General features: G+C 42.1%; 20 protein-coding genes, 20 tRNA genes, 2 rRNA genes and 1 riboswitch. Of the genes, 36 read left to right on the top strand and 6 right to left on the bottom strand.

What is annotated here, in order from left to right; translation table 11 throughout:
• The 22 genes from AC1TO6_RS03015 to AC1TO6_RS02910 all read left to right on the top strand — a co-directional run.
• Positions 1-96: ribosomal RNA gene (locus AC1TO6_RS03015) — 23S ribosomal RNA — on the top strand; the annotation flags it as partial.
• A gap of 150 nt (positions 97-246) precedes the next feature.
• Positions 247-362: ribosomal RNA gene (gene rrf / locus AC1TO6_RS03010) — 5S ribosomal RNA — on the top strand.
• A gap of 141 nt (positions 363-503) precedes the next feature.
• Positions 504-579: transfer RNA gene (locus AC1TO6_RS03005), tRNA-Val, on the top strand.
• Positions 580-645: 66 nt separating this feature from the next.
• Positions 646-721, top strand: a tRNA-Thr gene (locus AC1TO6_RS03000).
• 6 nt (positions 722-727) lie between these two features.
• Positions 728-803: transfer RNA gene (locus AC1TO6_RS02995), tRNA-Lys, on the top strand.
• Between the two features lie 31 nt (positions 804-834).
• Positions 835-916: transfer RNA gene (locus AC1TO6_RS02990), tRNA-Leu, on the top strand.
• Positions 917-924: 8 nt separating this feature from the next.
• Positions 925-999 (top strand) — tRNA-Gly (locus tag AC1TO6_RS02985).
• Positions 1,000-1,006: 7 nt separating this feature from the next.
• Positions 1,007-1,092: transfer RNA gene (locus AC1TO6_RS02980), tRNA-Leu, on the top strand.
• 23 nt (positions 1,093-1,115) lie between these two features.
• Positions 1,116-1,192, top strand: a tRNA-Arg gene (locus AC1TO6_RS02975).
• Between the two features lie 25 nt (positions 1,193-1,217).
• A tRNA-Pro gene (locus AC1TO6_RS02970) sits at positions 1,218-1,294 on the top strand.
• An 82-nt stretch (positions 1,295-1,376) separates the two neighbouring features.
• Positions 1,377-1,452: transfer RNA gene (locus AC1TO6_RS02965), tRNA-Ala, on the top strand.
• Positions 1,453-1,478: 26 nt separating this feature from the next.
• Positions 1,479-1,552: transfer RNA gene (locus AC1TO6_RS02960), tRNA-Met, on the top strand.
• A 7-nt stretch (positions 1,553-1,559) separates the two neighbouring features.
• A tRNA-Ile gene (locus tag AC1TO6_RS02955) sits at positions 1,560-1,636 on the top strand.
• Positions 1,637-1,656: 20 nt separating this feature from the next.
• Positions 1,657-1,749 (top strand) — tRNA-Ser (locus AC1TO6_RS02950).
• Positions 1,750-1,790: 41 nt separating this feature from the next.
• Positions 1,791-1,865, top strand: a tRNA-Met gene (locus tag AC1TO6_RS02945).
• A 3-nt stretch (positions 1,866-1,868) separates the two neighbouring features.
• Positions 1,869-1,944: transfer RNA gene (locus AC1TO6_RS02940), tRNA-Asp, on the top strand.
• A 55-nt stretch (positions 1,945-1,999) separates the two neighbouring features.
• A tRNA-Phe gene (locus AC1TO6_RS02935) sits at positions 2,000-2,075 on the top strand.
• Positions 2,076-2,082: 7 nt separating this feature from the next.
• Positions 2,083-2,156 (top strand) — tRNA-Gly (locus AC1TO6_RS02930).
• Between the two features lie 3 nt (positions 2,157-2,159).
• Positions 2,160-2,236 (top strand) — tRNA-Ile (locus tag AC1TO6_RS02925).
• 1 nt (position 2,237) lies between these two features.
• A tRNA-Asn gene (locus AC1TO6_RS02920) sits at positions 2,238-2,312 on the top strand.
• 7 nt (positions 2,313-2,319) lie between these two features.
• A tRNA-Ser gene (locus AC1TO6_RS02915) sits at positions 2,320-2,410 on the top strand.
• 8 nt (positions 2,411-2,418) lie between these two features.
• Positions 2,419-2,490 (top strand) — tRNA-Glu (locus AC1TO6_RS02910).
• A 308-nt stretch (positions 2,491-2,798) separates the two neighbouring features.
• On the opposite strand, the gene AC1TO6_RS02905 is transcribed toward AC1TO6_RS02910, so the two are convergent.
• Both AC1TO6_RS02905 and AC1TO6_RS02900 read right to left on the bottom strand, forming a co-directional pair.
• Positions 2,799-3,539 (bottom strand): TraR/DksA C4-type zinc finger protein, encoded by a 741-nt coding sequence (locus AC1TO6_RS02905; RefSeq protein WP_482100094.1) that lies wholly within the window; start codon positions 3,537-3,539, stop codon positions 2,799-2,801.
• Between the two features lie 178 nt (positions 3,540-3,717).
• Complete coding sequence (locus AC1TO6_RS02900; protein ID WP_482100093.1) at positions 3,718-4,632, bottom strand: 1,4-dihydroxy-2-naphthoate polyprenyltransferase; 915 nt, start codon at positions 4,630-4,632, stop codon at positions 3,718-3,720.
• Positions 4,633-4,840: 208 nt separating this feature from the next.
• Between AC1TO6_RS02900 and AC1TO6_RS02895 the strand changes: the two genes are divergently transcribed.
• From AC1TO6_RS02895 to AC1TO6_RS02875, 5 genes are read left to right on the top strand one after another with little or no spacing between them, the layout of a single operon-like run.
• Positions 4,841-6,226, top strand: coding sequence for an isochorismate synthase (locus AC1TO6_RS02895; RefSeq protein ID WP_482100092.1), 1,386 nt, complete (start codon positions 4,841-4,843; stop codon positions 6,224-6,226).
• The gene (menD, locus tag AC1TO6_RS02890) at positions 6,219-7,931 is read left to right on the top strand and encodes a 2-succinyl-5-enolpyruvyl-6-hydroxy-3-cyclohexene-1-carboxylic-acid synthase (protein WP_482100091.1); all 1,713 of its coding nucleotides are present in this window, start codon (positions 6,219-6,221) and stop codon (positions 7,929-7,931) included. Before AC1TO6_RS02895 ends, menD begins: the two co-directional genes overlap by 8 nt.
• Positions 7,924-8,769 (top strand): 2-succinyl-6-hydroxy-2,4-cyclohexadiene-1-carboxylate synthase, encoded by an 846-nt coding sequence (gene menH, locus AC1TO6_RS02885; RefSeq protein ID WP_482100090.1) that lies wholly within the window; start codon positions 7,924-7,926, stop codon positions 8,767-8,769. Before menD ends, menH begins: the two co-directional genes overlap by 8 nt.
• Positions 8,766-9,584 carry a 1,4-dihydroxy-2-naphthoyl-CoA synthase gene (gene menB / locus AC1TO6_RS02880; protein ID WP_482100089.1) on the top strand — a complete coding sequence of 273 codons (819 nt, stop codon included), beginning with the start codon at positions 8,766-8,768 and terminating at the stop codon, positions 9,582-9,584. Before menH ends, menB begins: the two co-directional genes overlap by 4 nt.
• Positions 9,585-9,637: 53 nt before the next feature.
• Complete coding sequence (locus AC1TO6_RS02875; protein WP_482100088.1) at positions 9,638-11,095, top strand: o-succinylbenzoate--CoA ligase; 1,458 nt, start codon at positions 9,638-9,640, stop codon at positions 11,093-11,095.
• Between the two features lie 373 nt (positions 11,096-11,468).
• Here AC1TO6_RS02875 and AC1TO6_RS02870 read toward each other — a convergent pair whose 3' ends face one another.
• Positions 11,469-12,425: a metal ABC transporter solute-binding protein, Zn/Mn family gene (locus AC1TO6_RS02870; RefSeq protein WP_482100087.1), complete on the bottom strand. Its 957-nt coding sequence runs from the start codon at positions 12,423-12,425 to the stop codon at positions 11,469-11,471.
• A gap of 158 nt (positions 12,426-12,583) precedes the next feature.
• Positions 12,584-12,814 (bottom strand): membrane protein insertion efficiency factor YidD, encoded by a 231-nt coding sequence (yidD, locus tag AC1TO6_RS02865; protein WP_482100086.1) that lies wholly within the window; start codon positions 12,812-12,814, stop codon positions 12,584-12,586.
• A gap of 98 nt (positions 12,815-12,912) precedes the next feature.
• Here yidD and AC1TO6_RS02860 point away from each other — a divergent pair, with 98 nt between their 5' ends.
• The 5 genes from AC1TO6_RS02860 (at position 12,913) to AC1TO6_RS02840 (ending at position 15,287) form a co-directional block, all read left to right on the top strand.
• Complete coding sequence (locus tag AC1TO6_RS02860) at positions 12,913-13,362, top strand: Dps family protein (RefSeq protein WP_482100085.1); 450 nt, start codon at positions 12,913-12,915, stop codon at positions 13,360-13,362.
• Positions 13,363-13,424: 62 nt separating this feature from the next.
• Positions 13,425-13,607, top strand: coding sequence for a putative motility protein (locus tag AC1TO6_RS02855; RefSeq protein ID WP_482100084.1), 183 nt, complete (start codon positions 13,425-13,427; stop codon positions 13,605-13,607).
• 88 nt (positions 13,608-13,695) lie between these two features.
• The gene (locus AC1TO6_RS02850; RefSeq protein WP_482100083.1) at positions 13,696-14,004 is read left to right on the top strand and encodes a transposase; all 309 of its coding nucleotides are present in this window, start codon (positions 13,696-13,698) and stop codon (positions 14,002-14,004) included.
• A 46-nt stretch (positions 14,005-14,050) separates the two neighbouring features.
• A complete protein-coding gene (locus AC1TO6_RS02845) occupies positions 14,051-14,512 on the top strand; it encodes an NUDIX domain-containing protein (protein WP_482100082.1) in 462 nt (153 codons plus the stop codon).
• Positions 14,502-15,287, top strand: a complete 786-nt coding sequence (locus AC1TO6_RS02840; protein WP_482100081.1) for an alpha/beta hydrolase family protein — start codon at positions 14,502-14,504, stop codon at positions 15,285-15,287. The genes AC1TO6_RS02845 and AC1TO6_RS02840 overlap by 11 nt, the downstream gene beginning before the upstream one ends.
• 147 nt (positions 15,288-15,434) lie before the next feature.
• Here the strand turns inward: AC1TO6_RS02840 and pckA are convergent, their stop codons facing one another.
• Complete coding sequence (pckA, locus tag AC1TO6_RS02835) at positions 15,435-17,021, bottom strand: phosphoenolpyruvate carboxykinase (ATP) (RefSeq protein ID WP_482100080.1); 1,587 nt, start codon at positions 17,019-17,021, stop codon at positions 15,435-15,437.
• A 187-nt stretch (positions 17,022-17,208) separates the two neighbouring features.
• A riboswitch (SAM riboswitch) is annotated at positions 17,209-17,327 on the top strand.
• Between the two features lie 191 nt (positions 17,328-17,518).
• Between pckA and metK the strand changes: the two genes are divergently transcribed.
• A complete protein-coding gene (gene metK / locus AC1TO6_RS02830) occupies positions 17,519-18,715 on the top strand; it encodes a methionine adenosyltransferase (RefSeq protein ID WP_482100079.1) in 1,197 nt (398 codons plus the stop codon).
• A gap of 106 nt (positions 18,716-18,821) precedes the next feature.
• Here the strand turns inward: metK and AC1TO6_RS02825 are convergent, their stop codons facing one another.
• Positions 18,822-19,334: a gamma carbonic anhydrase gene (locus AC1TO6_RS02825; protein WP_482100078.1), complete on the bottom strand. Its 513-nt coding sequence runs from the start codon at positions 19,332-19,334 to the stop codon at positions 18,822-18,824.
• Positions 19,335-19,448: 114 nt separating this feature from the next.
• On the opposite strand from AC1TO6_RS02825, the gene AC1TO6_RS02820 reads away from it, so the two are divergent.
• The 3 genes from AC1TO6_RS02820 (at position 19,449) to AC1TO6_RS02810 (ending at position 23,027) form a co-directional block, all read left to right on the top strand.
• The gene (locus AC1TO6_RS02820; RefSeq protein WP_482100077.1) at positions 19,449-20,243 is read left to right on the top strand and encodes an alpha/beta hydrolase; all 795 of its coding nucleotides are present in this window, start codon (positions 19,449-19,451) and stop codon (positions 20,241-20,243) included.
• Positions 20,244-20,281: 38 nt separating this feature from the next.
• On the top strand, positions 20,282-20,866 hold the full coding sequence (locus AC1TO6_RS02815; protein ID WP_482100125.1) for a histidine phosphatase family protein: 585 nt from the start codon (positions 20,282-20,284) through the stop codon (positions 20,864-20,866).
• Between the two features lie 160 nt (positions 20,867-21,026).
• The gene (locus AC1TO6_RS02810; RefSeq protein ID WP_482100076.1) at positions 21,027-23,027 is read left to right on the top strand and encodes a methyl-accepting chemotaxis protein; all 2,001 of its coding nucleotides are present in this window, start codon (positions 21,027-21,029) and stop codon (positions 23,025-23,027) included.
• Positions 23,028-23,047: the final 20 nt, after the last annotated feature.

Here is a 23,047-nt window from a genome sequence, read left to right as displayed (position 1 = left end):
TAAGATCCCTCAAAGAAGATGAGGTTGATAGGTCTGGGGTGGAAGCACGGCGACGTGTGGAGCTGACGGATACTAATCGATCGAGGACTTAACCAATTTTGAAGAGGGCTTGATTACCCTGATTCATGCACACAATGTCTGTTTCATTCAGTTTTGAACGAATAAGTACCGTTCATAAAAATAGTGCTTGCAATTAGCTTGAGAGTTGTTATAATGAGTATTGTCTTAGAAATAAGACGATGAAGGTCTGGTGACGATTGCGAAGAGGTCACACCCGTTCCCATACCGAACACGGAAGTTAAGCTCTTCAGCGCCGATGGTAGTTGGGGGTTTCCCCCTGTGAGAGTAGGACGTCGCCGGGCCTAAACATTCATTACATACAGTTTAGATCTTTGTAATAAGAAGCTTAAGACTCATTATGTGGGACAAGCCATTAATACATAGAAATGATTGAGTAAGTAGAAATGTTTAAACTTTATTTAGTTTGTTGAAATGATTACCCAGGAGGATTAGCTCAGCTGGGAGAGCACCTGCCTTACAAGCAGGGGGTCGGCGGTTCGAGCCCGTCATCCTCCACCAATTTTTTTAAAACACGAACTTTCGTTTTAAAGAAATTTCATTACGGATTCACTTCGTATGAATAATGCCGGAGTAGCTCAACTGGTAGAGCAACTGACTTGTAATCAGTAGGTTGAGGGTTCAAGTCCTTTCTCCGGCACCACTTTTCGAGCCATTAGCTCAGTTGGTAGAGCATCTGACTTTTAATCAGAGGGTCGCAGGTTCGAATCCTGCATGGCTCACCATTTTTTATGAAATAAGGTCAATTTATATATTGCGGGTATGGCGGAACTGGCAGACGCGCTAGACTTAGGATCTAGTGCCTTCGGGCGTGGGGGTTCGACTCCCTTTACCCGCACTTATAGTGCGGAAGTAGTTCAGTGGTAGAATACGACCTTGCCAAGGTCGGGGTCGCGGGTTCGAATCCCGTCTTCCGCTCCATATTTTTGCCGGGGTGGCGGAACTGGCAGACGCACAGGACTTAAAATCCTGCGATAGGTGACTATCGTACCGGTTCGATTCCGGTTCTCGGCATAAATAACTTTTTACACTTATATGCGCTCGTAGCTCAATTGGATAGAGCACCTGACTACGGATCAGGAGGTTGTGGATTCGACTTCTGCCGGGCGCACCATTATATTTTAAAATTTAATAAACATCGGGACGTAGCTCAGCTTGGTAGAGCACTTGGTTTGGGACCAAGGGGTCGCAGGTTCGAATCCTGTCTTCCCGACCATTAAGCTTTTTAAGCAGATTCACCGCTTAAATAAACTATCATCTTAAATCGAATTATTACTTAATTAACTAACCCTTACATTGGGGCCTTAGCTCAGCTGGGAGAGCGCCTGCCTTGCACGCAGGAGGTCAGCGGTTCGATCCCGCTAGGCTCCACCAATTACAAAAACTATTTAAATTATCCTGGCGGCGTAGCTCAGCTGGCTAGAGCGTACGGTTCATACCCGTGAGGTCGGGGGTTCGATCCCCTCTGCCGCCATCTTAAAGGACCTTTAGCTCAGTTGGTTAGAGCAGACGGCTCATAACCGTCCGGTCGCAGGTTCGAGTCCTGCAAGGTCCACCACTTATTTATTATACAGCCATGGAGGTATACCCAAGCTCGGCTGAAGGGATCGGTCTTGAAAACCGACAGGGGAGTCAAATCCCGCGGGGGTTCGAATCCCTCTACCTCCTCCATTTTTACTAGTGGTAAAATTAAATAATACTTATATTGTTGTCGCGGGGTGGAGAAGTGGTATCTCGTCGGGCTCATAACCCGAAGGTCGCAGGTTCAAATCCTGCCCCCGCAACCAAATGGTCCCGTGGTGTAGCGGTTAACATGCCTGCCTGTCACGCAGGAGATCGCCGGTTCGATCCCGGTCGGGACCGCCATTTTTTATTAGTATTATAGGGTTTAAGATAAGTAATTAACTTAAATCAAATACGTGGCTCAGTAGCTCAGTCGGTAGAGCAAAGGACTGAAAATCCTTGTGTCGGCGGTTCGATTCCGTCCTGAGCCACCATTTTTATGCGAGTGTAGTTTAGTGGTAAAACCTCAGCCTTCCAAGCTGATGATGAGGGTTCGATTCCCTTCACTCGCTCCAAGAGGGCCTATAGCTCAGCTGGTTAGAGCGCACGCCTGATAAGCGTGAGGTCGGTGGTTCGAGTCCACTTAGGCCCACCATTCCGCAGTAGCTCAGTGGTAGAGCAATCGGCTGTTAACCGATCGGTCGTAGGTTCGAGTCCTACCTGCGGAGCCATTTATATGGGGAAGTACTCAAGCGGCTCAAGAGGTGCCCCTGCTAAGGGTATAGATCGCGAAAGCGGTGCGAGGGTTCGAATCCCTCCTTCTCCGCCATATAATTTGGCCCCTTGGTCAAGCGGTTAAGACACCGCCCTTTCACGGCGGTATCACGGGTTCGAATCCCGTAGGGGTCATAATAAAAGCAGTAATACAAGTTTTTTATTAAACTTGTATTACTGCTTTTTTATTGTTTAGAAAGATAATTTTAATGATTGGATTTCATGTCTGGACTCGCCGTTTACTGCTTGTGGGGACAAGTCTTTTCCTACTACTATGAATCGGTACATTTGCTTAATTATCTTGTGTATTGTAAACCTGAATATACTTTTTCGACTTGGTTTTGTACTCAACAATTGCTAATAGATACAATGGAATCTACTTCCATTGTATCTAGCACCGTAAATTAAAAACCTATACCAATTGACTCAATTAACAAATTAATTCATTTTCTTTTGCCGTCAACATAACCATCGCTTTCATGATATGGAATGTCGCCAAGTGGGGATTCAATACCTTCATTATCCAATTCATCTTCGTATTTGTCAGAAGCATCGGATCGTACAAAACCCCTTGATTGACCATTTATATCGGTGCCAGTGAATTCTTCAATTTCTTCAGCTGCACCGTCTGAAATCTCGTTGTCGTATAGCGTATTGTAGCTGGCGTGATCCCCACTAAAATCTGAAGGGGTTTCAGATGTACCGGATTTTGCAATTTCCTGAAAGCTATCTTCACTTTCCCGAGTTGTTCCCAACTTTCGATCGGCGAATGAGTTAGGGTTGGCCATGGTAAGAGTATCTTCTTCTACGGGTCTGTCTAGAGGTACTTCTTGCTCTGTCGCATGTTCAATGCAAAGAGTGGTATAAGGAACTGCCTCAAGCCGCTCAAATGGTATATCCGTTTGACATACTTCGCATTTTCCATAAGAACCATCCTCCATTGCTTGTAAGGCGTTTTCTACTTTATTAAGCTCAGAGCCTGCATGCACGTTCAGTGCTACGTCTTTCTCTCTCTCAAACAGTTCAGTACCCATGTCAGCAGGATGATTGTCATACATAGAAAGTTCTCCGACTTCTTCTAACGGACTATCTTTAATATCGGTTTCTTTTGCTGTTTTGGTTAAATGATCCATCATTTCATGTAACTCTTTTTTTAATGTCTCTGTTTGTTTCGCATCTAACATGTTTTGCCACGTCCTTTTCAGTAATAGTATCAGTATGCTCATTAATAACTTGCTTAATGAGCATGGAATGGATTGTTTTCTATTCTTTTTACTTTCCTTCTTGAAGTCCTTTTTAAACATTCGAACAAAAAAAGTCCGATCCATCAGAGTGATGGTTCAGACTTTTTTTGATTAAATATTAAAAAAGAAGATGTCCAATGAGGATTCCAGTGCCTAATAGTAATCCAAACAGCGTGTTTGTGATTGCAGTGTTTTTCATGGCAGGGTTCACATGTATGGGTAGGTGGTTATTTCGGAACACGGCGATTGCAGATGCCGGTTTTTTTAGACTTAAGAATATGATTAACGCCCATGGAGTGAGATGTCCAAAGAGAATCAGTGCTACAACCCAACCATAAGATACGATGAAAAATAGCATTAGGATGGTAATTGCATTAGAACGGCCAACTAGAATCGCAAGCGTCTTCCGTCCGCCTTCCTTATCTCCTTCCAAATCACGTATATTGTTTGCCATCATAATACCCGCGACAAGCAACATACTTGGTATGGATAGAAGTACTGCTTCTGTCGTGATCGTTCCTGTCTGAATATAGAATGCAATGAGGATTAGTAGCATTCCCATGACAACTCCGGAAAAGAGTTCCCCAAAAGGCGTGTATGCGATTGGATATGGACCGCCTGTATAAAAATAACCAATTATCATGGATATGCCACCGACCACTGCAAGCATCCACGACGTTTCCATGCATATGTATACTCCTATAAGAATGGAGATTCCGTAAAGCATAAAGGCAAGGTTCAACACCGTTTTCGGTTTGACGCCATTCCGGACAATTGTACCTCCGATACCTATGGATTGTTCTGTATCGAGACCTCTTTTGAAATCATAGTATTCATTGAACATATTTGTCGCCATTTGAATGAATATACTTGCAATAAGCATAGCGAAAAATAGAGGAAAATGAATGTCCCCATATGTCAACGCAATCATTGTACCGAGGAAAACTGGTGCAAAAGCTGCAGTGAGTGTATGAGGTCGGGTTAGCTGCCACCAAATTCGCCAACCTGAATCCGCTTCTATTTTCTGTTGCATTATGATTCTCTCCCTACATTTGTGATTAAGCCAAGAACACCCATGATTTCAGTCGTAGGAGGTTCATAATGACCTCATCCATTGTACTCCATAATTGGTGGAGTGAACAGAGAGACTGCATATTATGTGCCGAAACGCTACAGTTTCGGTATAATAGAATAAAGGAATAAGCTCAAAATTTGACGTATGAATGTGCGGAGGGAAAATAATGAATCGGAAGTTGACCACTACCCGCGAATCTAAATTAAAAGTTAGTCAGCATGAAATGCGCTTTTTCACAGAAACTGTTGATGCGGATCGAATATCACCACTTGCATTTTTTGAGGCAGGGGATTCATGTTATAAAGATGAACGGTTTTATTGGCAAAATGCAGATAAAACATTAACACTTGTTGGAATTGGACATGCTACTGTATTGACCAGTGAAGAAACGGAGAATCGTTTTGAGGTTATTTCAGAAAGCTGGAAAAACTTGTGTGCGGCGCTTATAAAGGAAGAAAATGATCGGGAGCCTGTTCTTTTCGGAGGTTTCTCATTTGATCCTAAAAGTAATAAGGGAACAGAGTGGGATGCATTTCCATCTGCTCATTTTGTTGTGCCTGCTTTCCAGCTATCAATTACAAATGGCAAGACTGCCATCTCCATAAACCTAGTTACAAAAAGCAATGATGCTGCGGAGCAGTTTGAAAAGTTGCGCGAGGAAAGGGATCGTCTTATCCATATTGCACAAGTGGAAGAATTCGCTCTTCATACCAAGCCAGAAGTTGTATCTATTGAGGAGCTAGCGAAAAATCATTATATGGAAACGTTAGTTGATATTACAGAACGAATTAATAATGGTGAAGCGGAGAAGGTTGTAATTGCAAGAGCGATAAAATTAAACTTTAAAGATAAAGTACCTGCTGTCACGGCACTTCACCATATTACGAACGAACAACAAGAAAGTTACCACTTCGGTTTGCAAAAAGAAGGTCAACTATTTTTCGGTGCTACTCCAGAGCGGCTTATAGAAATATCAAACGGACGGGCGTACTCTGCATGTGTAGCAGGGTCTATCAAACGTGGTAAATCAGCGGCTGAAGACCGGAAACTTGGTGATCAACTTCTTGAAGATCGTAAAAATAGGGAAGAGCATCAATACGTTGTAAATATGATTTCACAAGTATTTGAAACTTTTTGTACAGATGTCAAAGTTTCAAAAGTACCGAAATTAATGAAAGTTCGTGATATACAGCATCTGTTAACACCAGTTGAGGGGAAAGTTGAACATGGGACTGATATTTTTAGCATGGTTCAGGCTCTCCATCCAACTCCGGCACTTGGCGGTGTTCCGACAGAAAAATCGATGGAACTGATTCGCACTGAGGAAAACATGGATCGAGGATATTATGCAGCACCAATCGGCTGGACGGATACAGCAGGAAATGGTGAATTTGCTGTGGCTATCCGCTCTGCACTACTCGATGGGGATAGTGCATATTTGTATGCGGGGGGCGGTATTGTGGCGGATTCTGAACCTGATAAGGAATACGACGAAACATGGGTGAAATTCAGACCGGTCATACGTGCACTTGGGGGTAAATTGAATGGATAACCGAATAGTTTTGACTGATTATGTTCGACGAATGACCAGTGCTTTGATGATGGCCGGTGTGAAAACTGTGGTCATTAGTCCGGGCTCTCGTTCGACACCACTCGCATATGCATTTGCCTCAACAGATGAGCTTGATGTGTATATGCAAGTAGACGAACGCTCAGCAGCCTATTTTGCACTTGGAATGGCAAAGGCCTCTTCTGATCCTATCGTTCTCCTATGTACATCAGGTACAGCAGCGTCCAACTATCATCCTGCGATAACAGAAGCGTACTATGCGCGAATCCCACTAATTGTTATTACTGCGGATCGCCCACACGAACTAAGAGAAGTTGGAGCACCACAGGCAATCGATCAAATTCGAATGTACGGTAAGCATGTGAAACATAGTGTAGACTTCCCACTTGCAGAAAAAAATACAGACATTGATGACTTTATCGATAGACATATAAGTCGGGCATTATCGGTAGCAACTACAGCTCCACGCGGACCGGTCCATTTAAATGTTCCGTTCCGTGAACCGCTACTCATTGATTTTGATCGTGAGATACCCAAAATGACTTTCCAGAAAAGGATTCAAAGTGTAGATAGTCTGGATCTAGAAACGATTCAACAGATTACCTTGTTACTTGCTCGTTCAGAAAAGGGAATAATTATTGCTGGGGAAATGCCAGTAGGATTAAATAAAGAGCTTTTCTGGAGCTTTGCAAAAGCGCTGGAATGGCCGGTATTGTGCGATCCGATATCAAATCTTCGTACGGAAATACCAGAGCAATGCCGTTCACTATGTATTGATCATTATGATGCAATATTAAAGAGCGAGTTATTCAAAGGGAAATCTGTACCTGATACTGTGATTCGATTCGGTACACAACCGGTTTCGAAACCACTTTCACTATATTTGAAAGCAATGCGACCAGCGAACGTTATCACGGTTGATGAATCACCGGAATTCCGAGATTCACTTGGTATTGTTACCCATCATATCCAGGCTTCACCTGAAACGGTATTAAGAATATTGGTCGAAAAACAAAAGACATCTTTTTCGGAGTCATGGACACTAGCGAATGATGCTGCATCTGCAATCACCGATGAATACACGGGAGTTGACGGAGATGAAGGGATTTTTGCAAAGTTGCTTTTTGAGCATCTTCCCTCCGGCAGCGACTTAATTACTGGTAGCAGTATGCCAATCCGTGATGTTGATACGTTTTTTAGGAAAACGACCAAAGATATAGCGATTTTTGCCAACCGTGGGACGAACGGAATTGATGGCGTTGTCTCGACAGCTTTCGGTGTCCAGACCAATAGAAAGAGACCGGCGTGGCTATTAATAGGCGATCTGTCGTTCTTGCATGACGTCAATGGGCTTATTGTAACTCGTTTTCATGAGGTTGACTTGACTATTGTAATTATCAATAATGACGGTGGTGGTATATTCTCATACCTTCCACAAGCTGAAGCAGGCCGTCATTTTGAAGAATTATTTGGTACACCTACAGGGTTAACGTTTGGTCACATAGCAGCTATGTATGACGCTCAGTATGCAGCGATAACAACCCCAGAAGAGTTTGGGATAGAGTTAGCTAAAGTGAAAAATAAACCAGTGCGCATCATAGAAGTATTTACAAATCGACAGGCAAACGTCGTTGCACACCGTGACCTATGGAAACAAATTACCGCTAGGATTGAGCAGGATGAGTAACAAGACGATTCGCATTCGGGGCATAGATATAAATGTAGAAATTTCGGGTGAAGAACAGTTACCCTCTGTCGTTCTACTACATGGATTCACAGGTAGCACTGCTTCATGGCGTGAAATAGTTGAATTATTCAGAGGTAAATACAGAACAATAGCTGTCGATTTGACTGGACACGGGAAATCGAGTATTCCAGATGATGTAAATAGATACACGATGGAACAGCAATTAGCCGATCTCGAGGAATTATTTACTGTGTTATCACTTGATCAATTCATATTGATAGGTTATTCCATGGGTGGGCGTATCGCTCTGGCTTATACAATTAATTATCCGAATCGGATTTCATCATTAATTCTAGAAAGCTCTTCTCCAGGTTTAAAGACAGAAAATGAAAGAAATGAAAGAAAAGCAGCGGATAAACGTTTGGCAGAAAGAATATTGAAAGATGGGTTACCTTCATTCGTCGACTTTTGGGAAAACGTTCAGTTATTTGCAACACAGAAAAGTTTACCTAAAGAAAAACAGATAAAAATCAGAAATGAGCGGCTAGGTCAAAGGGGTAATGGACTAGCCAACAGCCTACTCGGCATTGGCACAGGCAGCCAACAGTCTTATTGGGAATGTCTTGAGACGTTCAATCTGCCTGTTTTGCTAATAACGGGAGAACTCGACACTAAGTTCGTAAATATTTCCCGGGAAATGCATGATAAATTTCACAATGTCCGCCATGAAACGATAAAACACGTTGGGCATGCAATTCATGTGGAAAAACCGGGTACATTTGCTACAATGGTAGAGCAGCATGTTTCAGAGTTGAAAAATCGAGGAGGGTCACTATGACACGTCAATGGGAAACGATACGTACATACGAAGACATCAAATACGAACAGTATGGCGGGATTGCAAAAGTAACAATCAACCGTCCGGAAGTGCGCAATGCATTCCGACCTAAAACGGTATCAGAGTTAATCGACGCATTTTCACGCGCACGGGACGACCAGAGCATTGGAGTCATCGTATTAACAGGGGAAGGCGAGAAAGCATTCTGTTCAGGCGGAGACCAATCAGTTCGTGGTCACGGCGGCTATGTCGGTGAAGATGAAATACCGCGTCTTAACGTTCTGGACTTGCAGCGCCTAATCCGGGTTATTCCAAAACCGGTTGTGGCAATGGTTGCAGGATATGCAATCGGCGGCGGACACGTTCTGCATGTTGTCTGTGATTTGACGATTGCTGCAGAAAATGCAGTTTTCGGACAAACAGGACCGAAAGTCGGTTCATTCGACGCAGGTTACGGTTCAGGATACTTGGCACGAATCGTCGGTCATAAGAAAGCGCGTGAAATCTGGTTCTTATGCCGTCAATACAACGCACAGGAAGCACTCGAAATGGGTTTAGTTAACACTGTGGTTCCTTATGAACAATTGGAAGACGAGACTGTCCAGTGGTGTGAAGAGATGCTTGGCATGAGCCCAACTGCACTTCGTTTCGTAAAAGCAGCAATGAACGCAGATACGGACGGACTTGCTGGACTTCAACAATTAGCTGGTGATGCAACACTTCTTTATTACACAACGGATGAGGCGAAAGAAGGCCGCGATGCGTTCAAAGAAAAACGTAAACCGGAATTCGGACAGTTTCCTCGATTCCCTTAATAAAACTGCATGAATACTTAAAGAGCTGCCTTTAATCGGGTGGCTTTTTCTGAATGGATGGTGATTGGATGATTCCAAATTGGTTAATACAGCGGGCATATTTAACGCCCGATAAAACAGCTTTTTCATTTAAGGATGAAAAGTGGACATTTATACAATTAAAAAATCGTGCAATGACTCTTGCGCAGAAAATGAAAGCCAATGGTTTAAGTGAAGGGGATCGAATTGCACTACTTGGGGCTTCCAATGCTGAAATGGTATTTGTCATTCATGCCTGTATGCTATTGGGACTAGAAATTGTCATGTTGAATAGCCGGTTGACGAAAAAGGAGATTGAGTATCAATTCGACGACTCAAGTGCTACCACGCTAATTGTGGCGGATGATTTACATAGCATAGTTGCTGACATGCCATTACAGAAGTTATACTTTTCTGCAATTTACACGAGCTCTGAAAGGCCATTTATTATCCAGGATAGTTGGGAAACCGACAGAACCATTACAATTATGTATACATCAGGTACGACAGGATTTCCGAAAGGTGTCCGTCAAACCGTTGGGAATCATGTTTCGAGTGCACTTTCATCGGTCCTTAATCTGGGGCTTAACGAACGGGATGCGTGGCTATGTGCTATGCCACTTTTCCATATTAGCGGCTTTTCAATTCTAGTCCGTTCTGTTCTTTATGGAATGGAAGTCGTATTGCAGGAGAAGTTCGATGCAGTTAAATCTGCCAGTGCAGTAGAGAATGGGTTAGTCACATATATGTCCGTCGTATCACTTATGCTTGATAAAGTCTTGCGTGAAATGGAAGAGAGGAATAAGGTTGCTCATCCTACATTCAAAGCAATGCTAGCCGGTGGTGGACCTCTTCCAATCGATTATTTGAATCGAGCAAAAGCGCTTGGAGTTCCAGTTCTTCAAACATATGGCTTAACGGAAACAAGTTCTCAAACAACAACTTTGGCGGCAAACGATGCCATCCGTAAGATGGGTTCTGCCGGCAAACCTTTGTTTTTAAATCAAATCAAAATCAAAAATACTGAAACACCATTAGAAAAAGGTGAAGTTCTAATACGTGGATCGCACGTCACACCAGGATACATCGGTCGTTTCAAAGGGGTAGATCCTTTGGAGGATGGATGGTTCCCGACAGGAGATATCGGCTACTTGGATGATGAAGGCTATTTATATATCGTTGACAGAAGATCCGATTTAATCATTTCAGGTGGCGAAAATGTCTATCCGGCTGAAATTGAAAATGTGTTAGTTGCGCATCCAAGTGTCCGTGAGGCAGGCGTTTGTGCTAAAGAACATTCAGAGTGGGGAAGTGTCCCCATTGCATTTGTTGTCGTTTCTGGAAAAGTAACGGCTGAAGAGTTAACATTATTTTGCGAAGAGCGATTGGCTCGCTACAAAGTACCGAAGTCGTTCCATTTTGTCGAAAAGCTCCCGCGTAATGGGTCTAATAAGCTAATGCGTCGTAAATTGAAAGAGTTGGATGGATACTGAATAAGGAGTCGTCTCAAGTAGGCAAAGCCTGCACCCGCACTAGGAGTGCCGCCTCTAGCAGGTTATTCACAAGTCTAAGTTTTAAACTTTCTATATAGGTTGAACTTATGATTCTTTCTACTTTCCAGTTGATTGGAGTGTAGAGCGGCGAATCCAGCGGGAAAAGCGGTTAGGAAGAGAAAGTTCACTCTTCCTTTGCTGAAAGCCCCGCAGGAACGTAGTGACGAGGAGATTGAAGCCGTGCCCGCGGAAAGCGTCCGCTCGAAACGGAAATCAACGGTTAGTAGGATTCTTTATTTCAACATATTTAGCAACAAAATAGGCTATCAAGCAACCCGGATTTAATCTGGATTACATGATAGCCTTTTCGCATTTACTTCGTATTTAACGCTTTCTCAAGCGTCTCAATATTTTTATTCATCAAAGTGAAATAAGTTTCATTATTTTTTATATCATCGACGGTTAATACGCCTAGATTATGAAGCATGAGTGACTCTGCTCCAATTTCATTCCTCACGACATCAGTCAATTTTGAAGAAACATTCTGCTCAAATAATACATACTGAACATTCTGCTCCTTCGCTGCTTTAACAATTTTAGTTAATTGTTTTTGTGAAGGTTCGCTTTGCGAATTTAATCCCGCAATTGCAATTTGTTCAAGGCCGTATGAATTTGCAATATAACCAAAAGAAGCATGAGAAACAAAGAATGTCTTCGAAGGTGCATTCAGAGCCATTTCTTTAAATTTATCATCGAGTTCATCAAGTTCTAGTTTCAATTGTTCATAGTTCTCTTCAAATTCAATTTCCATTTCAGGCTTTGATACAATTAATGCGTCTTTAATAGAAGATGCAAGTTCAATACTTAGTTTTGGCGAAATCCATACGTGCGGATCAATGCTGCCATGATTATGCTCTTCGTGTTCATCCTGTTCTGCATCATGGCCATGTGCTTCCTCTAGCGACTCTTCGGTTATAGCTTCTGCTGTTGCAATCATTTTGACATTTTCATTTTTTAATGTTTTTTCAGCATTTTCGACAAATCCTTCAAGGCCCATTCCGATATAGAAAAACAAATCCGCTTCCGCAAGTGACATCATATCTTTTTGTGTCGGTTCAAAAGTGTGCTCGTCCGTTCCAGCGGGATAGACGGACTTAACTTCAACATGATCAGCACCAATACGTTCAGTAAAGTATTGTAGTGGATAAACCGTAGTATAAATTGTTAGTTTTTCAGATTCACTATTCTCTGTGTTCTTCACCTTATTACCACATCCAGAAAGTACTATAATTGTGAGTAAAGAAAAGATGATTAGCAGTTTCCGGTTCATGCAAAAACCTCCATTTATTTAATAGTAATCATTCCGATTTAGAGAACTGACTTTTTTATCATACAAGAGCTTTTCTATTTTGGCAACTAAATAAGTGGTTTTATTATCATCAAAAAAAGACAGTTCGGCAGTTTTGCCTACCTGTCTTATCCTAGGAATTATTTTGTTTTTGAGTCTTTCTCAGGAACTGGATCAAATCCACCTTCATGAAATGGATGACATTTTGAAATTCTTCGAACCGCCAACCAAGAACCCTTTAATGCACCATGCTTTTCCACTGCCTCAATTCCATAATGGGAGCAAGTTGGGTAGAAACGACAAGACGGAGGAGTTAAAGGCGAGATAACTTTTTGATAGATTTTGATAATGCCTATTACAATTTTTTTCATTTCATTTCTCCCTATTCGTACCTATATGTTTATTGTAGTGGCTTTAGTGGTAAATTAAAAGAAGGACGAACTATATAATAACAAAGGGAGAGATTAATATGTCAAAAGAACTTATTGAAGAATTGAACGTGCAAGTATCAACATGGTCGGTGATGTATGCAAAACTTCATAATTACCATTGGTACATAAAAGGGCCTCATTTCTTCACATTGCATGCCAAATTCGAAGAACTTTATAATGAGGCTACGCTTCATATGGACGAAATCGCTGAACGTGTGTTGACGCTGGGTGGAAATCCGGTAGCTTCTTTAAAAGAACATCTTGAAATGTCTGTGGTGATAGAAGCTACAGGAAAAGAAAAAGAAGACGATATGGTCAAGAACGTCGTCGATGATTTTGGTAAAATTATGAAATCGTTGAAAAAAGGTATGGAATTAGCTGCAAAAGATGGCGATGACATGACGGAAGATTTACTGAATGCAACTTATCAGAGCATTGAGAAACACCAGTGGATGCTAAATGCGTTCCTTGGGGAAGATAACAAATAATCAATTTTCATTGAAAAAGTCAGCTATTTGCCGATAGTAAACTTGTGAGGAGAATGGTGTAAATGAATATGAGTTCCATCATGGCTAGTCAATTGAATAGTTTGCAATCGACTGTCCGGTTGAGTGTTCTAAACAACACACTTTCAATGAATACGGCAGCTGCAACAGAAATGCTGAAAAGTTTAGCTGATCAGTCTGCTGCAACGCATCCTCATAAAGGTGCTTCGGTCGACGTTCAAACTTGATTTGAGAAAAAGCATGTATTCCCGTAAAGGGAATGCATGCTTTTGTTCATTTTAAGCCATGCTAAAAAGAAAAAAAGGATGGGTTGGCATGGAAAAATACAATATGTACGTTTCAGTTGTACATCAGCAAATATATCATCACCCGGATGATTCACCGTGGGAGTATGAAGTTAAAATCACAGAAGAACATATTCCCGTATTCAATCGTTTATTTTCACAGATAGATGAACTTGAAATACGGAACTTTATTAGGTCGCATCTACCGTTTTTACCGTATTATTATGGCCGGAATAATGAAAAGGTCGATCAACGTACGATGAGGATTTATGCACTTATCCATGAGTTCACCGATGAGCCATCGAAGCGATTCATCGAAGAACTTCCTTATTTTCGTTGATACTCATCCTGTCCTTCGTTAAAATGAACGAAAGGACGGGATTTTAATGTTGACATTTAATGATGTAAACGGTGGCCGTGTCGAGCTGTCATTTGGAAAGAATCGATTTAGTATGCCTGCTCGGCATGTTCTTGTTGTATTGAAATATAAAGAAAAGTGGCTTCTAACTCGTCATTTGGAGCGTGGTGTCGAGTTTCCAGGTGGCAAAGCAGAAGAAGGGGAATCAATCGAAGAAGCGGCCATTCGTGAAACGATTGAAGAAACCGGCGTTAGAATTACGGATGTGCAAAATTTTGCGGAATATGTCGTTCGAAGCAATAGCACATTTTGTAAAGCTGTATTCACGGGAAGCGTTGTAGAAATTGATGAAAATCCAACACTTTACGAAACGAATGGCGCTACATGGATGACAAGTGAGGAACTGGACGCGTGTGATGAGTTAAGTTTTCATATGAAAGGTACGGGAATGGAAGCTTTAAGAAAGTGGGTGGAAGCACGTGAGTTATGATGGCACTATTATTCACCGGAAAGCCTATCCTTCGCCAAACCCAAACGTTTATCTTGAAGAAATCACTTATTTTTCGGATGGGCTGAGAGTGAAAGGGCTTATGGCGCAACCGCTTACGCATGGAACCTATGAAGGTATCCTTTATTTAAGAGGCGGCATGCAACATATAGGAATGGTTCGTCCAGCTCGAATTGCCCAGTTTGCTGCGCAAGGGTTCGTTGTATTCGCTCCTTACTACCGTGGGAACCGTGGAGGGGAAGGTCGGGATGAATTCGCAGGTGCCGATCGTCAGGATGCGTTGAATGCTGTAGACGTGCTGAAACAAAATCCTATGACAAACGTCGAGAGGATTCACTTATTCGCGTTTTCACGAGGCGGCATTATGGCTCTGTGGACCGCTATTTTGCGTGAGGATATTACTTCGGTTGTTACGTGGTCGGGTGTTTCCGATGTCATTTTTACATACAAAGAACGGAAAGACATGCGGCGGATGATGAAGCGAGTTATCGGTGGAACGCCGAACAGCGTGCCTGATGAATACAGAAAAAGGACAGCGCTGTTTCGCGTAGATGAAATTACTGCACCTGTTCTTATCATTCATGGCATGATTGATGAGAACGTCTCATTTCAACAGGCTGTGTTATTGGAGAACGCATTGCGTGAACATAATAAAGTATACGAGACATGGTACTTCCCAGAATACACGCATTTCATTCCACCGGGCATGAATGCACAGCTTGTTAGAGATTTGACGAGTTGGATGAAGAGACAGTGAGTAGATCATTATAGATACTGATTATAATGATACAAAAACAGGGTAGCACAATAAATGTGCTACCCTGTTTAGATTTGATTGTCTTTACTCCATTCCTAGTGGATGGAGCCGCTATAGTCTATCGGATATAGACTAAGAGCATTCTTCTTATGCGATTGGCCCGCCTTTATACGTAATCTCTTCTGAAACCGAACCGAATTTCTTAAAGTTTTCACGGAACATAGATGCTAGTTCTTTTGCTTTAAGATCGTAAGCATTTCCATCTGCCCATGCATTGCGTGGGTTCAACACTTCTGTCGGAACGCCTTCAATCTCTGTAGGCATTGCAAGACCAAAAATGCTATTCATTTCTGTTTCAACATTATTTAGTTTACCAGCAAGTGCTGCACGAACCATTGCGCGTGTATACTTAAGATCCATACGCTTACCAACACCATATACGCCGCCAGTCCAACCTGTATTCACTAGGAATACTTGTGCGTCATGTTCATCAATCTTTTTCCCAAGCATTTCAGCATATACTGTCGCTGGAAGCGGAAGGAAAGGTGATCCGAAGCATGTCGAGAATGTTGCTTCAGGTGATGTGATACCACGTTCTGTTCCAGCAAGTTTCGAAGTGAAACCACTTAGGAAGTGGTACATTGCTTGCTCTTTCGTTAATTTGGAAATAGGGGGCAGTACGCCGAAAGCATCTGCAGTCAAGAAAATAATTGTTTTAGGATGACCTGCAACTGAAGGGTCAACGATGTTATCGATTGCTTGAATTGGATATGCTGCACGTGTATTTTCAGTCAAAGATCCATCATCGTAATTCGGAATGTTTGTTACTGGATCGATAACAACGTTTTCAAGAACTGATCCGAAACGAATTGCACCGAAAATTTCAGGTTCTTTTTCTTGAGATAAATTGATACATTTCGCGTAGCAACCACCTTCGATGTTAAAGACACCAGTGTCAGACCAACCGTGTTCATCGTCGCCGATTAATTTGCGGTTCGCGTCAGCTGAAAGTGTTGTTTTACCTGTTCCTGAAAGACCGAAGAACAAAGCGACATCGCCTTCTTCGCCGACGTTCGCAGAACAGTGCATCGGCATGATGCCATTCTCAGGTAGGAAGTAGTTCATGACAGAGAAGATTGCTTTTTTCATTTCACCAGCATATTCAGTACCACCAATGAGAACGATGCGTTTTTCCATAGACACAATAATGAACGTCTCGGAATTCGTACCGTCAACTGCAGGATCCGCTTTAAAAGAAGGAGCTGAAATGATAGTAAATTGCGCTTCGTGTTTCGAGAGCTCTACTTCAGTCGGGCGAATAAACAATTGATGGACGAATAGGTTATGCCAAGCAAATTCATTCACGACTTGAATGGATAGACGTGAAGCTGGATCTGCACCAGCGAATCCTTTGAAGACGAACAGTTCGTCTTTAACTTTTAAGTGTGTAAGCATTTTATTATATAATGAGTCAAATACATCAGATGAAATCGGACGGTTTACGCTGCCCCAATCGATTTTGTCTTTGGAGGACGCTTCCTCGACAATATATTTATCTTTAGGGGAACGACCTGTATACTTCCCTGTTTGAGCCGTGACTGCTCCATCGGAAGTCAGTTGAGCTTCTCCACGTGATATCGCTTTTTCAACAAGTTGTGGTACTGAAAGTTGAATTTTTATATTTTCACCGGAAAGAAGGTTATTTAGATCGTCGCTAATCTTTGCTGTAATCATAATTATGTACCGTCCTTTACTCATAGTCCCATATAATTGGGTGTCATGTCATCACATTTCTTAAATAGTATAACACATTAAGAATAATAATCTATATTAATCAAAATCTCAAGCAATTAGATGTAAAATCGGCAAAGAAATTTGACAGGGAACAAGTTTTTTCGTAGCATATATAGTTGAACGGATACTCTTATCCCGAGCTGGTGGAGGGGTCAGGCCCAATGAAACCCGGCAACCTGCAATGACTTATTTGTCTGCGCAAAGGTGCCAAACCTGTAGCAAGGCACAGTCCTTGTATGATAAGAGTGAAAGGTGCTTTTAAAATCATGCCTTTCCTCATGTATTAGTACGTGAGCGAAGGGCTTTTTAATTTGTTTAGCCCTTTATCCTCGTGTATAGAGCTCGCAGTGGCTTGTAGTCTTTCCTGAATCCGGGAGGACTCTACATGGGACATATGAGTACCGTATCAATCTCGTAGGATATAAGGAGGAAAAGACATGACTAACCGCCGACTGTTTACTTCAGAATCGGTAACTGAAGGACATCCAGACAAAATGTGCGACCAAATTTCAGATGCTATCCTTGATGCTATTTTGGAGGAAGATCCAAATGCACGCGTAGCATGTGAAACGACAATCACTACAGGACTGGTACTCGTAGCAGGTGAAATCACGACGACTACATATGTCGATATTCCAAAAGTTGTGCGCGAAACTGTTAAAGGAATTGGTTACGTTCGAGCGAAATACGGATTTGATTGGGAAACGTCTGCAGTTCTCACTGCGATCGATGAACAATCAGCCGATATTGCTGCGGGTGTTGACCAAGCACTTGAAGCGCGTGAAGGATTAATGACGGATGACGAACTTGAAGATATTGGAGCAGGCGACCAAGGTTTGATGTTTGGTTATGCTTGTAATGAGACACCAGAACTGATGCCATTACCAATCAGCTTAGCCCATAAACTATCCTTTAAACTTGCACAAGTACGTAAAGATGAAACACTTTCGTACCTAAGACCGGATGGGAAAACGCAAGTGACTGTAGAGTATGATGAAAATAATATACCGGTTAGAATTGATACGATTGTTATTTCAGCACAACATCATCCTGAAGTGACACTTGAGCAGATTCAAAGTGATATTAAGGAATTCGTTATTAATCCAGTTGTACCAACTAATCTAATTGATGAAGAAACAAAGTACTACATCAATCCGACTGGCCGATTTGTAATAGGTGGACCTCAAGGAGATGCGGGTCTGACTGGTCGTAAAATCATTGTTGATACGTATGGCGGTTATGCACGTCATGGCGGTGGGGCATTTTCGGGGAAAGATCCTACAAAAGTGGACCGCTCAGCTTCATACGCGGCTCGTTATGTTGCAAAAAACATCGTTGCAGCAGAACTTGCAGACCGCTGTGAAGTCCAGTTGGCTTATGCAATCGGTGTAGCTCAACCTGTATCGATTTCCATTGATACATTCGGAACAGGTACCGTTGAGGAGAGTAAACTCGTGGAACTGACACGTGAACTCTTTGACCTTCGTCCAGCAGGTATCATTAAAATGCTTAATCTCCGTCGTCCTATCTACAAGCAGACGGCAGCGTATGGTCACTTCGGCCGCACGGATGTTGATCTGCCATGGGAACAAACGGACAAAGCTGCAACATTGAAAGAACTAACAGGGAAATAATTATTGAAAATGCCGGAAGCAAGGACTCGTCCTTAGCTTCCGGCATTTTTTATCGTGTGTTATTATCCTTCAATAAAAAAAGCCGCCAATCAATGGCGGCAATACATCACTTTTGTAGACTCTTGTAATATTGCCCTTTTTCCGCGTATTCACGAACAATTCTTTCCATATCTGCACGGTCGTCTTCATTCAGTTCTCGAACAACTTTTGCCGGTGAACCGAGTGCTAACATATTCGGTGGAATCTTCTTACCGGGCGGTACTAGACTGCCCGCTCCAATAAATGCCCCCTCGCCGATTTCAGCCCCGTCTAGAATGATGGAGCCCATGCCAATCAGCGCACCTTTTTTTATAGTGCAGCTATGTAGAGTAACTTGGTGTCCAATCGAAACTTCGTCCTCAAGGATTAGTGGAGAGTGTGGGCTTTGATGTAGGCAGCACAAGTCTTGCACGTTCACTTTACGTCCGATAATTGTAGCTGAGACATCACCGCGAATCACAGTATTGAACCAGATTGACGATTCGGCACCAATTGTTACATCTCCAGAAATTGTTGTATAATCTGCAATGAATACGGATGGATCGATTACGGGTGTTTTATCTTTGTAGGGATAAATCATTCAACTCTCCTCATTTCTTTATGTAGTGTATAATTATCGTAACAAAGATTAGGATTTTATAGTAGGTTAAGAGTTAAACAATAGAAAGAAAATAATGTAATAGGTAAGGGGAAGATGACCGTGTGGAAATGGGAAGCGGAAGGACAGCCTAAAGCTGTCGTGGCGATCGTTCATAATGTGTACGAACATCATAGTAGAAATGCTTGGCTCATTCAGAAGCTTCGTAATAGTGGTTTCCATGTCGTGGCAGGTGATTTACCTGGACACGGAGTAGAAAGCCAAGGGAAAATCCACAACGAACAGGTTGATACATACACTAAATATGTGGAAAAGTTAATAGAGGTCGGTCTCGGTGATCATCTACCTTTTTTTATTATAGGACATGGAATGGGTGCGACGTTCGTCATGCGTCTTTTGCAAAGAAAGAAAATTGAGTGTGCAGGAGTTGTATTCAGCTCGCCTTGGTTGGCGCTGCGTCACCAACCGCCGAAATTTTCGAACGTACTGACTAAACTTTCATCTTCTACTAAGCTGGATCATGAAATTGATGTTGAAATGTTGACTCGTAACAGTGAGTTATATGAAGAAATACGGTCAGATGAGAATTATGGCACTGAAAGCACGGTATCTTGGTACAAAGAGTTACAGGCATTCATGAAATTGGTGGTACAGCACGAAGGAAACATGCATGATACTCCAGTTTTAATGCACATTGCAGAGGAAGATAAAATTACGGATACCTCCACTGTGAAGAAGTGGCTCATTAGGCAAGATTTATCTGAATTACAGTACAAGCAATGGAAGCATTTGTACCATGATATTTATCAGGAACCAGAACGAGAAGAAGTTTACTTATATACGGAGTCATTTATGAATAATGTACTGAGATCTGTTGGATACGTCGTGTGAGAACAGCAGTAAATTTTTCTAGCAAAGGGGTGTTTAATATTACGACTTTTGGATTTGTGAGGCATGGAGTCACTACGTGGAATAAAGAAGGACGTGCTCAAGGGAGTACTGATATCCCGCTTGACGAAGAAGGAATTGAAATGGCTAACCGAGTGGCAAAAAGGCTTTCGAGCGAACAATGGGATTTCATATACACAAGTCCCTTAATGCGGGCAGCAAAAACAGCAGAAATCATTGCTGAAAGTAGTATTGGAATTCCTCTGATAGCTGACAACCGTCTGCGTGAATCAGGGGGCGGCTTAATCGAAGGAATGACGGAAACAGAGCGCGTTGCAAAATGGGGTCATTCGTGGAGAAAGCTTGAACTGGGGTTCGAACCGCAAGAGGAAATTGTCTCACGCGGTTTGGAATTTGTTAAGGAAATGAACGCGGCATATCCTGGAAAAAGAATTCTAGTTGTTAGTCACGGTGGATTTCTCGGCCGTTTGATCAACGAACTAGTTCCCCATAAAGACTTGAGAGAAAATCTTGAAAATACTTCTCTTACAATCATTGAGCTTCGAGAAGAAAGAAACATGTGCGAATTATTTAATTGCACGAAGCATTTACAAATGGTTGATTAACAAAGCGCCAGCTAATGGCGTTATTTTTTTGGGAAAAATATTATCTGAACCGTTGATGCGATGCGATTCTGGAATAGTTCAAATAATAAAATAATGCTTCAGTCTTAGAGTCTTTTAGACTATACTTGAACTAAAAGGAATAATGAAAAGGGGAAATAGGATGAAATCAATTCGCACAAAAATTGTAGCTGGCGTTTTTTTACTATTTTTTGTTTCGGTTTTATTCATTTATGGCGTTGTCAGTACGCAGATGGAGAAAAATGCTACCGCAAATGTATTGAATAACAGTCAAGTCACTATTAAAGAAATGAATTATTCAATACATAACTTTCTGATGCAATATGAATATGCTTTAGGAATGGTGTCAGAAAACAGTAACGTTATTGATTATATCGATACACAAACTGGAAAAGAAAATGTTACGGCTACGCTAGACAAAGGGATAGATGATGCTTTCCTAACTTATCGAAATAATTTATCTGAAACTGAAGCAATCTTTTTTGGATTTGAAAATAAGCATACAAAACTTTCTGGGGACACTCCTCCGCCGGAAGGATATGACCCGACTTCACGAGGATGGTATCAATTGGCAAAGGAAAGTCCTAACGAAGTCATTTGGACAGATCCTTATATTGACGCATTTACGGGCGGCTACGTCATAACGGTAACAAAAGGAATAATGAAAGATGGCGAATTTGTCGGAGCAATTGGGGTCGATCTTCTATTAACATCTCTATCTGACAGAATCGGCAAAACGGATCCTGGCTTCGATGGTTACCAGTTCATTTATGATGCAACAGGTGTAGCTGTCGTTCATCCTGTTACGCAAGGAGAGAGCAGCATCGAAGAGAAACATGTTGCCTCACTGTATACAGATGGGAAAACAGAAGGAGTAATCGAGTTTACTGAAAATGGTAGAAAAAAGATTGGTGTTTATGAGACAGTGGATGGTTTTGATTGGAAAATTGGAACGGTTTACGATGTAGGTGCCATAAAAGGTTCCGTAACTGAGGCGCGCAATCTAATTTTAATCATAGCGCTTATTACTGAATTGGCCGTCATTGTTGTTTTGTGGATACTTATATCACGGCTTATCAGACCTCTTTATACGTTACAATCGGCAATGGACAAAATGGCTGATGGGGATTTAAATGCACATGCCGAAGTGTACTCCAAAGATGAATTTGGTCAACTGGCAACCAATTTTAATACGATGGGTTCTAAAATTCGAGATTTAATTACGCTCGTTAACAGCTCCGTCAATGAAGTTCGTCTCGCTGCAGAAAGCTTAAGTGCATCCGCGGAAGAGACGAATGCCGTAAGTGAGCAGATGGCTGGAGCAATTGATGATATTGCGTCTGGTGCAACAAAGTCTGCGCATGATACTGAAGACGTTACGAAAACGGTCGACCACTTAGGTAATCAAATTGTTGGAATCCAAGAAAAAGCCAGTATTATGACAGGGATTGCCAAGGAAGCTGAGGTAGTCAATAAGAGCGGACTTAGTCAAGTCAATCAACTGCAATCATCGTTCGATGGCTGGAAGAATAACCTACAGTCGATGGCGGATGTCGTTGGTGAGTTGGAAACAAAAGTCGGAGCAATCGGAGTCGTGATGGAAACGATTACTCAAATTTCTACGCAGACGAACTTGCTGGCACTTAATGCGAGCATTGAAGCCGCACGGGCGGGCGAACATGGTAAAGGCTTTGCTGTGGTAGCGGATGAAGTGCGTAAACTTGCAGAACAATCTGCCCGAGCTACAGAGGAAGTGAAAGCAACTGTTATGGAGCTTCAAAATGGTTCTCGTCAAGTTTCCATGCAAATGAGAGAAACGGGAGCGACATTCGAGGAACAAGGAAAAGTGGTAGAAGCTACACAAGTGACGTTCGGTGATATATCCGAACTGATGAATAAGTTAGAGCAGTCAATTAGTAGTGTCTACGATGAGGTCAATAAAGTAGTTGAGCATAAAGAAACGGTCATGCAGACAATTGAAACAATGGCGGCAACCGCTGAAGAAACAGCGGCTGCAAGTGAAGAGATTAGTGCGTCGACAGACGAACAGCTTCGAGCAATCCAAGAGGTGGCACAAGCCGCGGACACATTGTCGGAGTTAAGTGACGACCTCTATAAAGCAATCAGTCATTTCAAAATCTAAAAATAGCATTCATAACTGAA

The organism is Sporosarcina sp. Y352 (assembly GCF_056786535.1).
This window is presented reverse-complemented; position numbering and strand designations above follow the sequence as displayed.

Bases quoted from the DNA above. Each gene is read 5' to 3' on its own strand.
- AC1TO6_RS02900 (WP_482100093.1), bottom strand. From the start codon at position 4,632: ATGCAACAGAAAATAGAAGCGGATTCAGGTTGGCGAATTTGGTGGCAG.
- AC1TO6_RS02810 (WP_482100076.1), top strand. From the start codon at position 21,027: ATGAAATCAATTCGCACAAAAATTGTAGCTGGCGTTTTTTTACTATTT.
- AC1TO6_RS02895 (WP_482100092.1), top strand. From the start codon at position 4,841: ATGAATCGGAAGTTGACCACTACCCGCGAATCTAAATTAAAAGTTAGT.
- metK (WP_482100079.1), top strand. From the start codon at position 17,519: ATGACTAACCGCCGACTGTTTACTTCAGAATCGGTAACTGAAGGACAT.
- AC1TO6_RS02845 (WP_482100082.1), top strand. From the start codon at position 14,051: ATGTTGACATTTAATGATGTAAACGGTGGCCGTGTCGAGCTGTCATTT.
- AC1TO6_RS02860 (WP_482100085.1), top strand. From the start codon at position 12,913: ATGTCAAAAGAACTTATTGAAGAATTGAACGTGCAAGTATCAACATGG.
- menH (WP_482100090.1), top strand. From the start codon at position 7,924: ATGAGTAACAAGACGATTCGCATTCGGGGCATAGATATAAATGTAGAA.
- AC1TO6_RS02850 (WP_482100083.1), top strand. From the start codon at position 13,696: ATGGAAAAATACAATATGTACGTTTCAGTTGTACATCAGCAAATATAT.
- menB (WP_482100089.1), top strand. From the start codon at position 8,766: ATGACACGTCAATGGGAAACGATACGTACATACGAAGACATCAAATAC.
- AC1TO6_RS02905 (WP_482100094.1), bottom strand. From the start codon at position 3,539: ATGTTAGATGCGAAACAAACAGAGACATTAAAAAAAGAGTTACATGAA.
- AC1TO6_RS02870 (WP_482100087.1), bottom strand. From the start codon at position 12,425: ATGAACCGGAAACTGCTAATCATCTTTTCTTTACTCACAATTATAGTA.
- menD (WP_482100091.1), top strand. From the start codon at position 6,219: ATGGATAACCGAATAGTTTTGACTGATTATGTTCGACGAATGACCAGT.
- yidD (WP_482100086.1), bottom strand. From the start codon at position 12,814: ATGAAAAAAATTGTAATAGGCATTATCAAAATCTATCAAAAAGTTATC.
- AC1TO6_RS02875 (WP_482100088.1), top strand. From the start codon at position 9,638: ATGGATGGTGATTGGATGATTCCAAATTGGTTAATACAGCGGGCATAT.
- AC1TO6_RS02820 (WP_482100077.1), top strand. From the start codon at position 19,449: ATGACCGTGTGGAAATGGGAAGCGGAAGGACAGCCTAAAGCTGTCGTG.
- AC1TO6_RS02855 (WP_482100084.1), top strand. From the start codon at position 13,425: ATGAATATGAGTTCCATCATGGCTAGTCAATTGAATAGTTTGCAATCG.
- AC1TO6_RS02825 (WP_482100078.1), bottom strand. From the start codon at position 19,334: ATGATTTATCCCTACAAAGATAAAACACCCGTAATCGATCCATCCGTA.
- pckA (WP_482100080.1), bottom strand. From the start codon at position 17,021: ATGATTACAGCAAAGATTAGCGACGATCTAAATAACCTTCTTTCCGGT.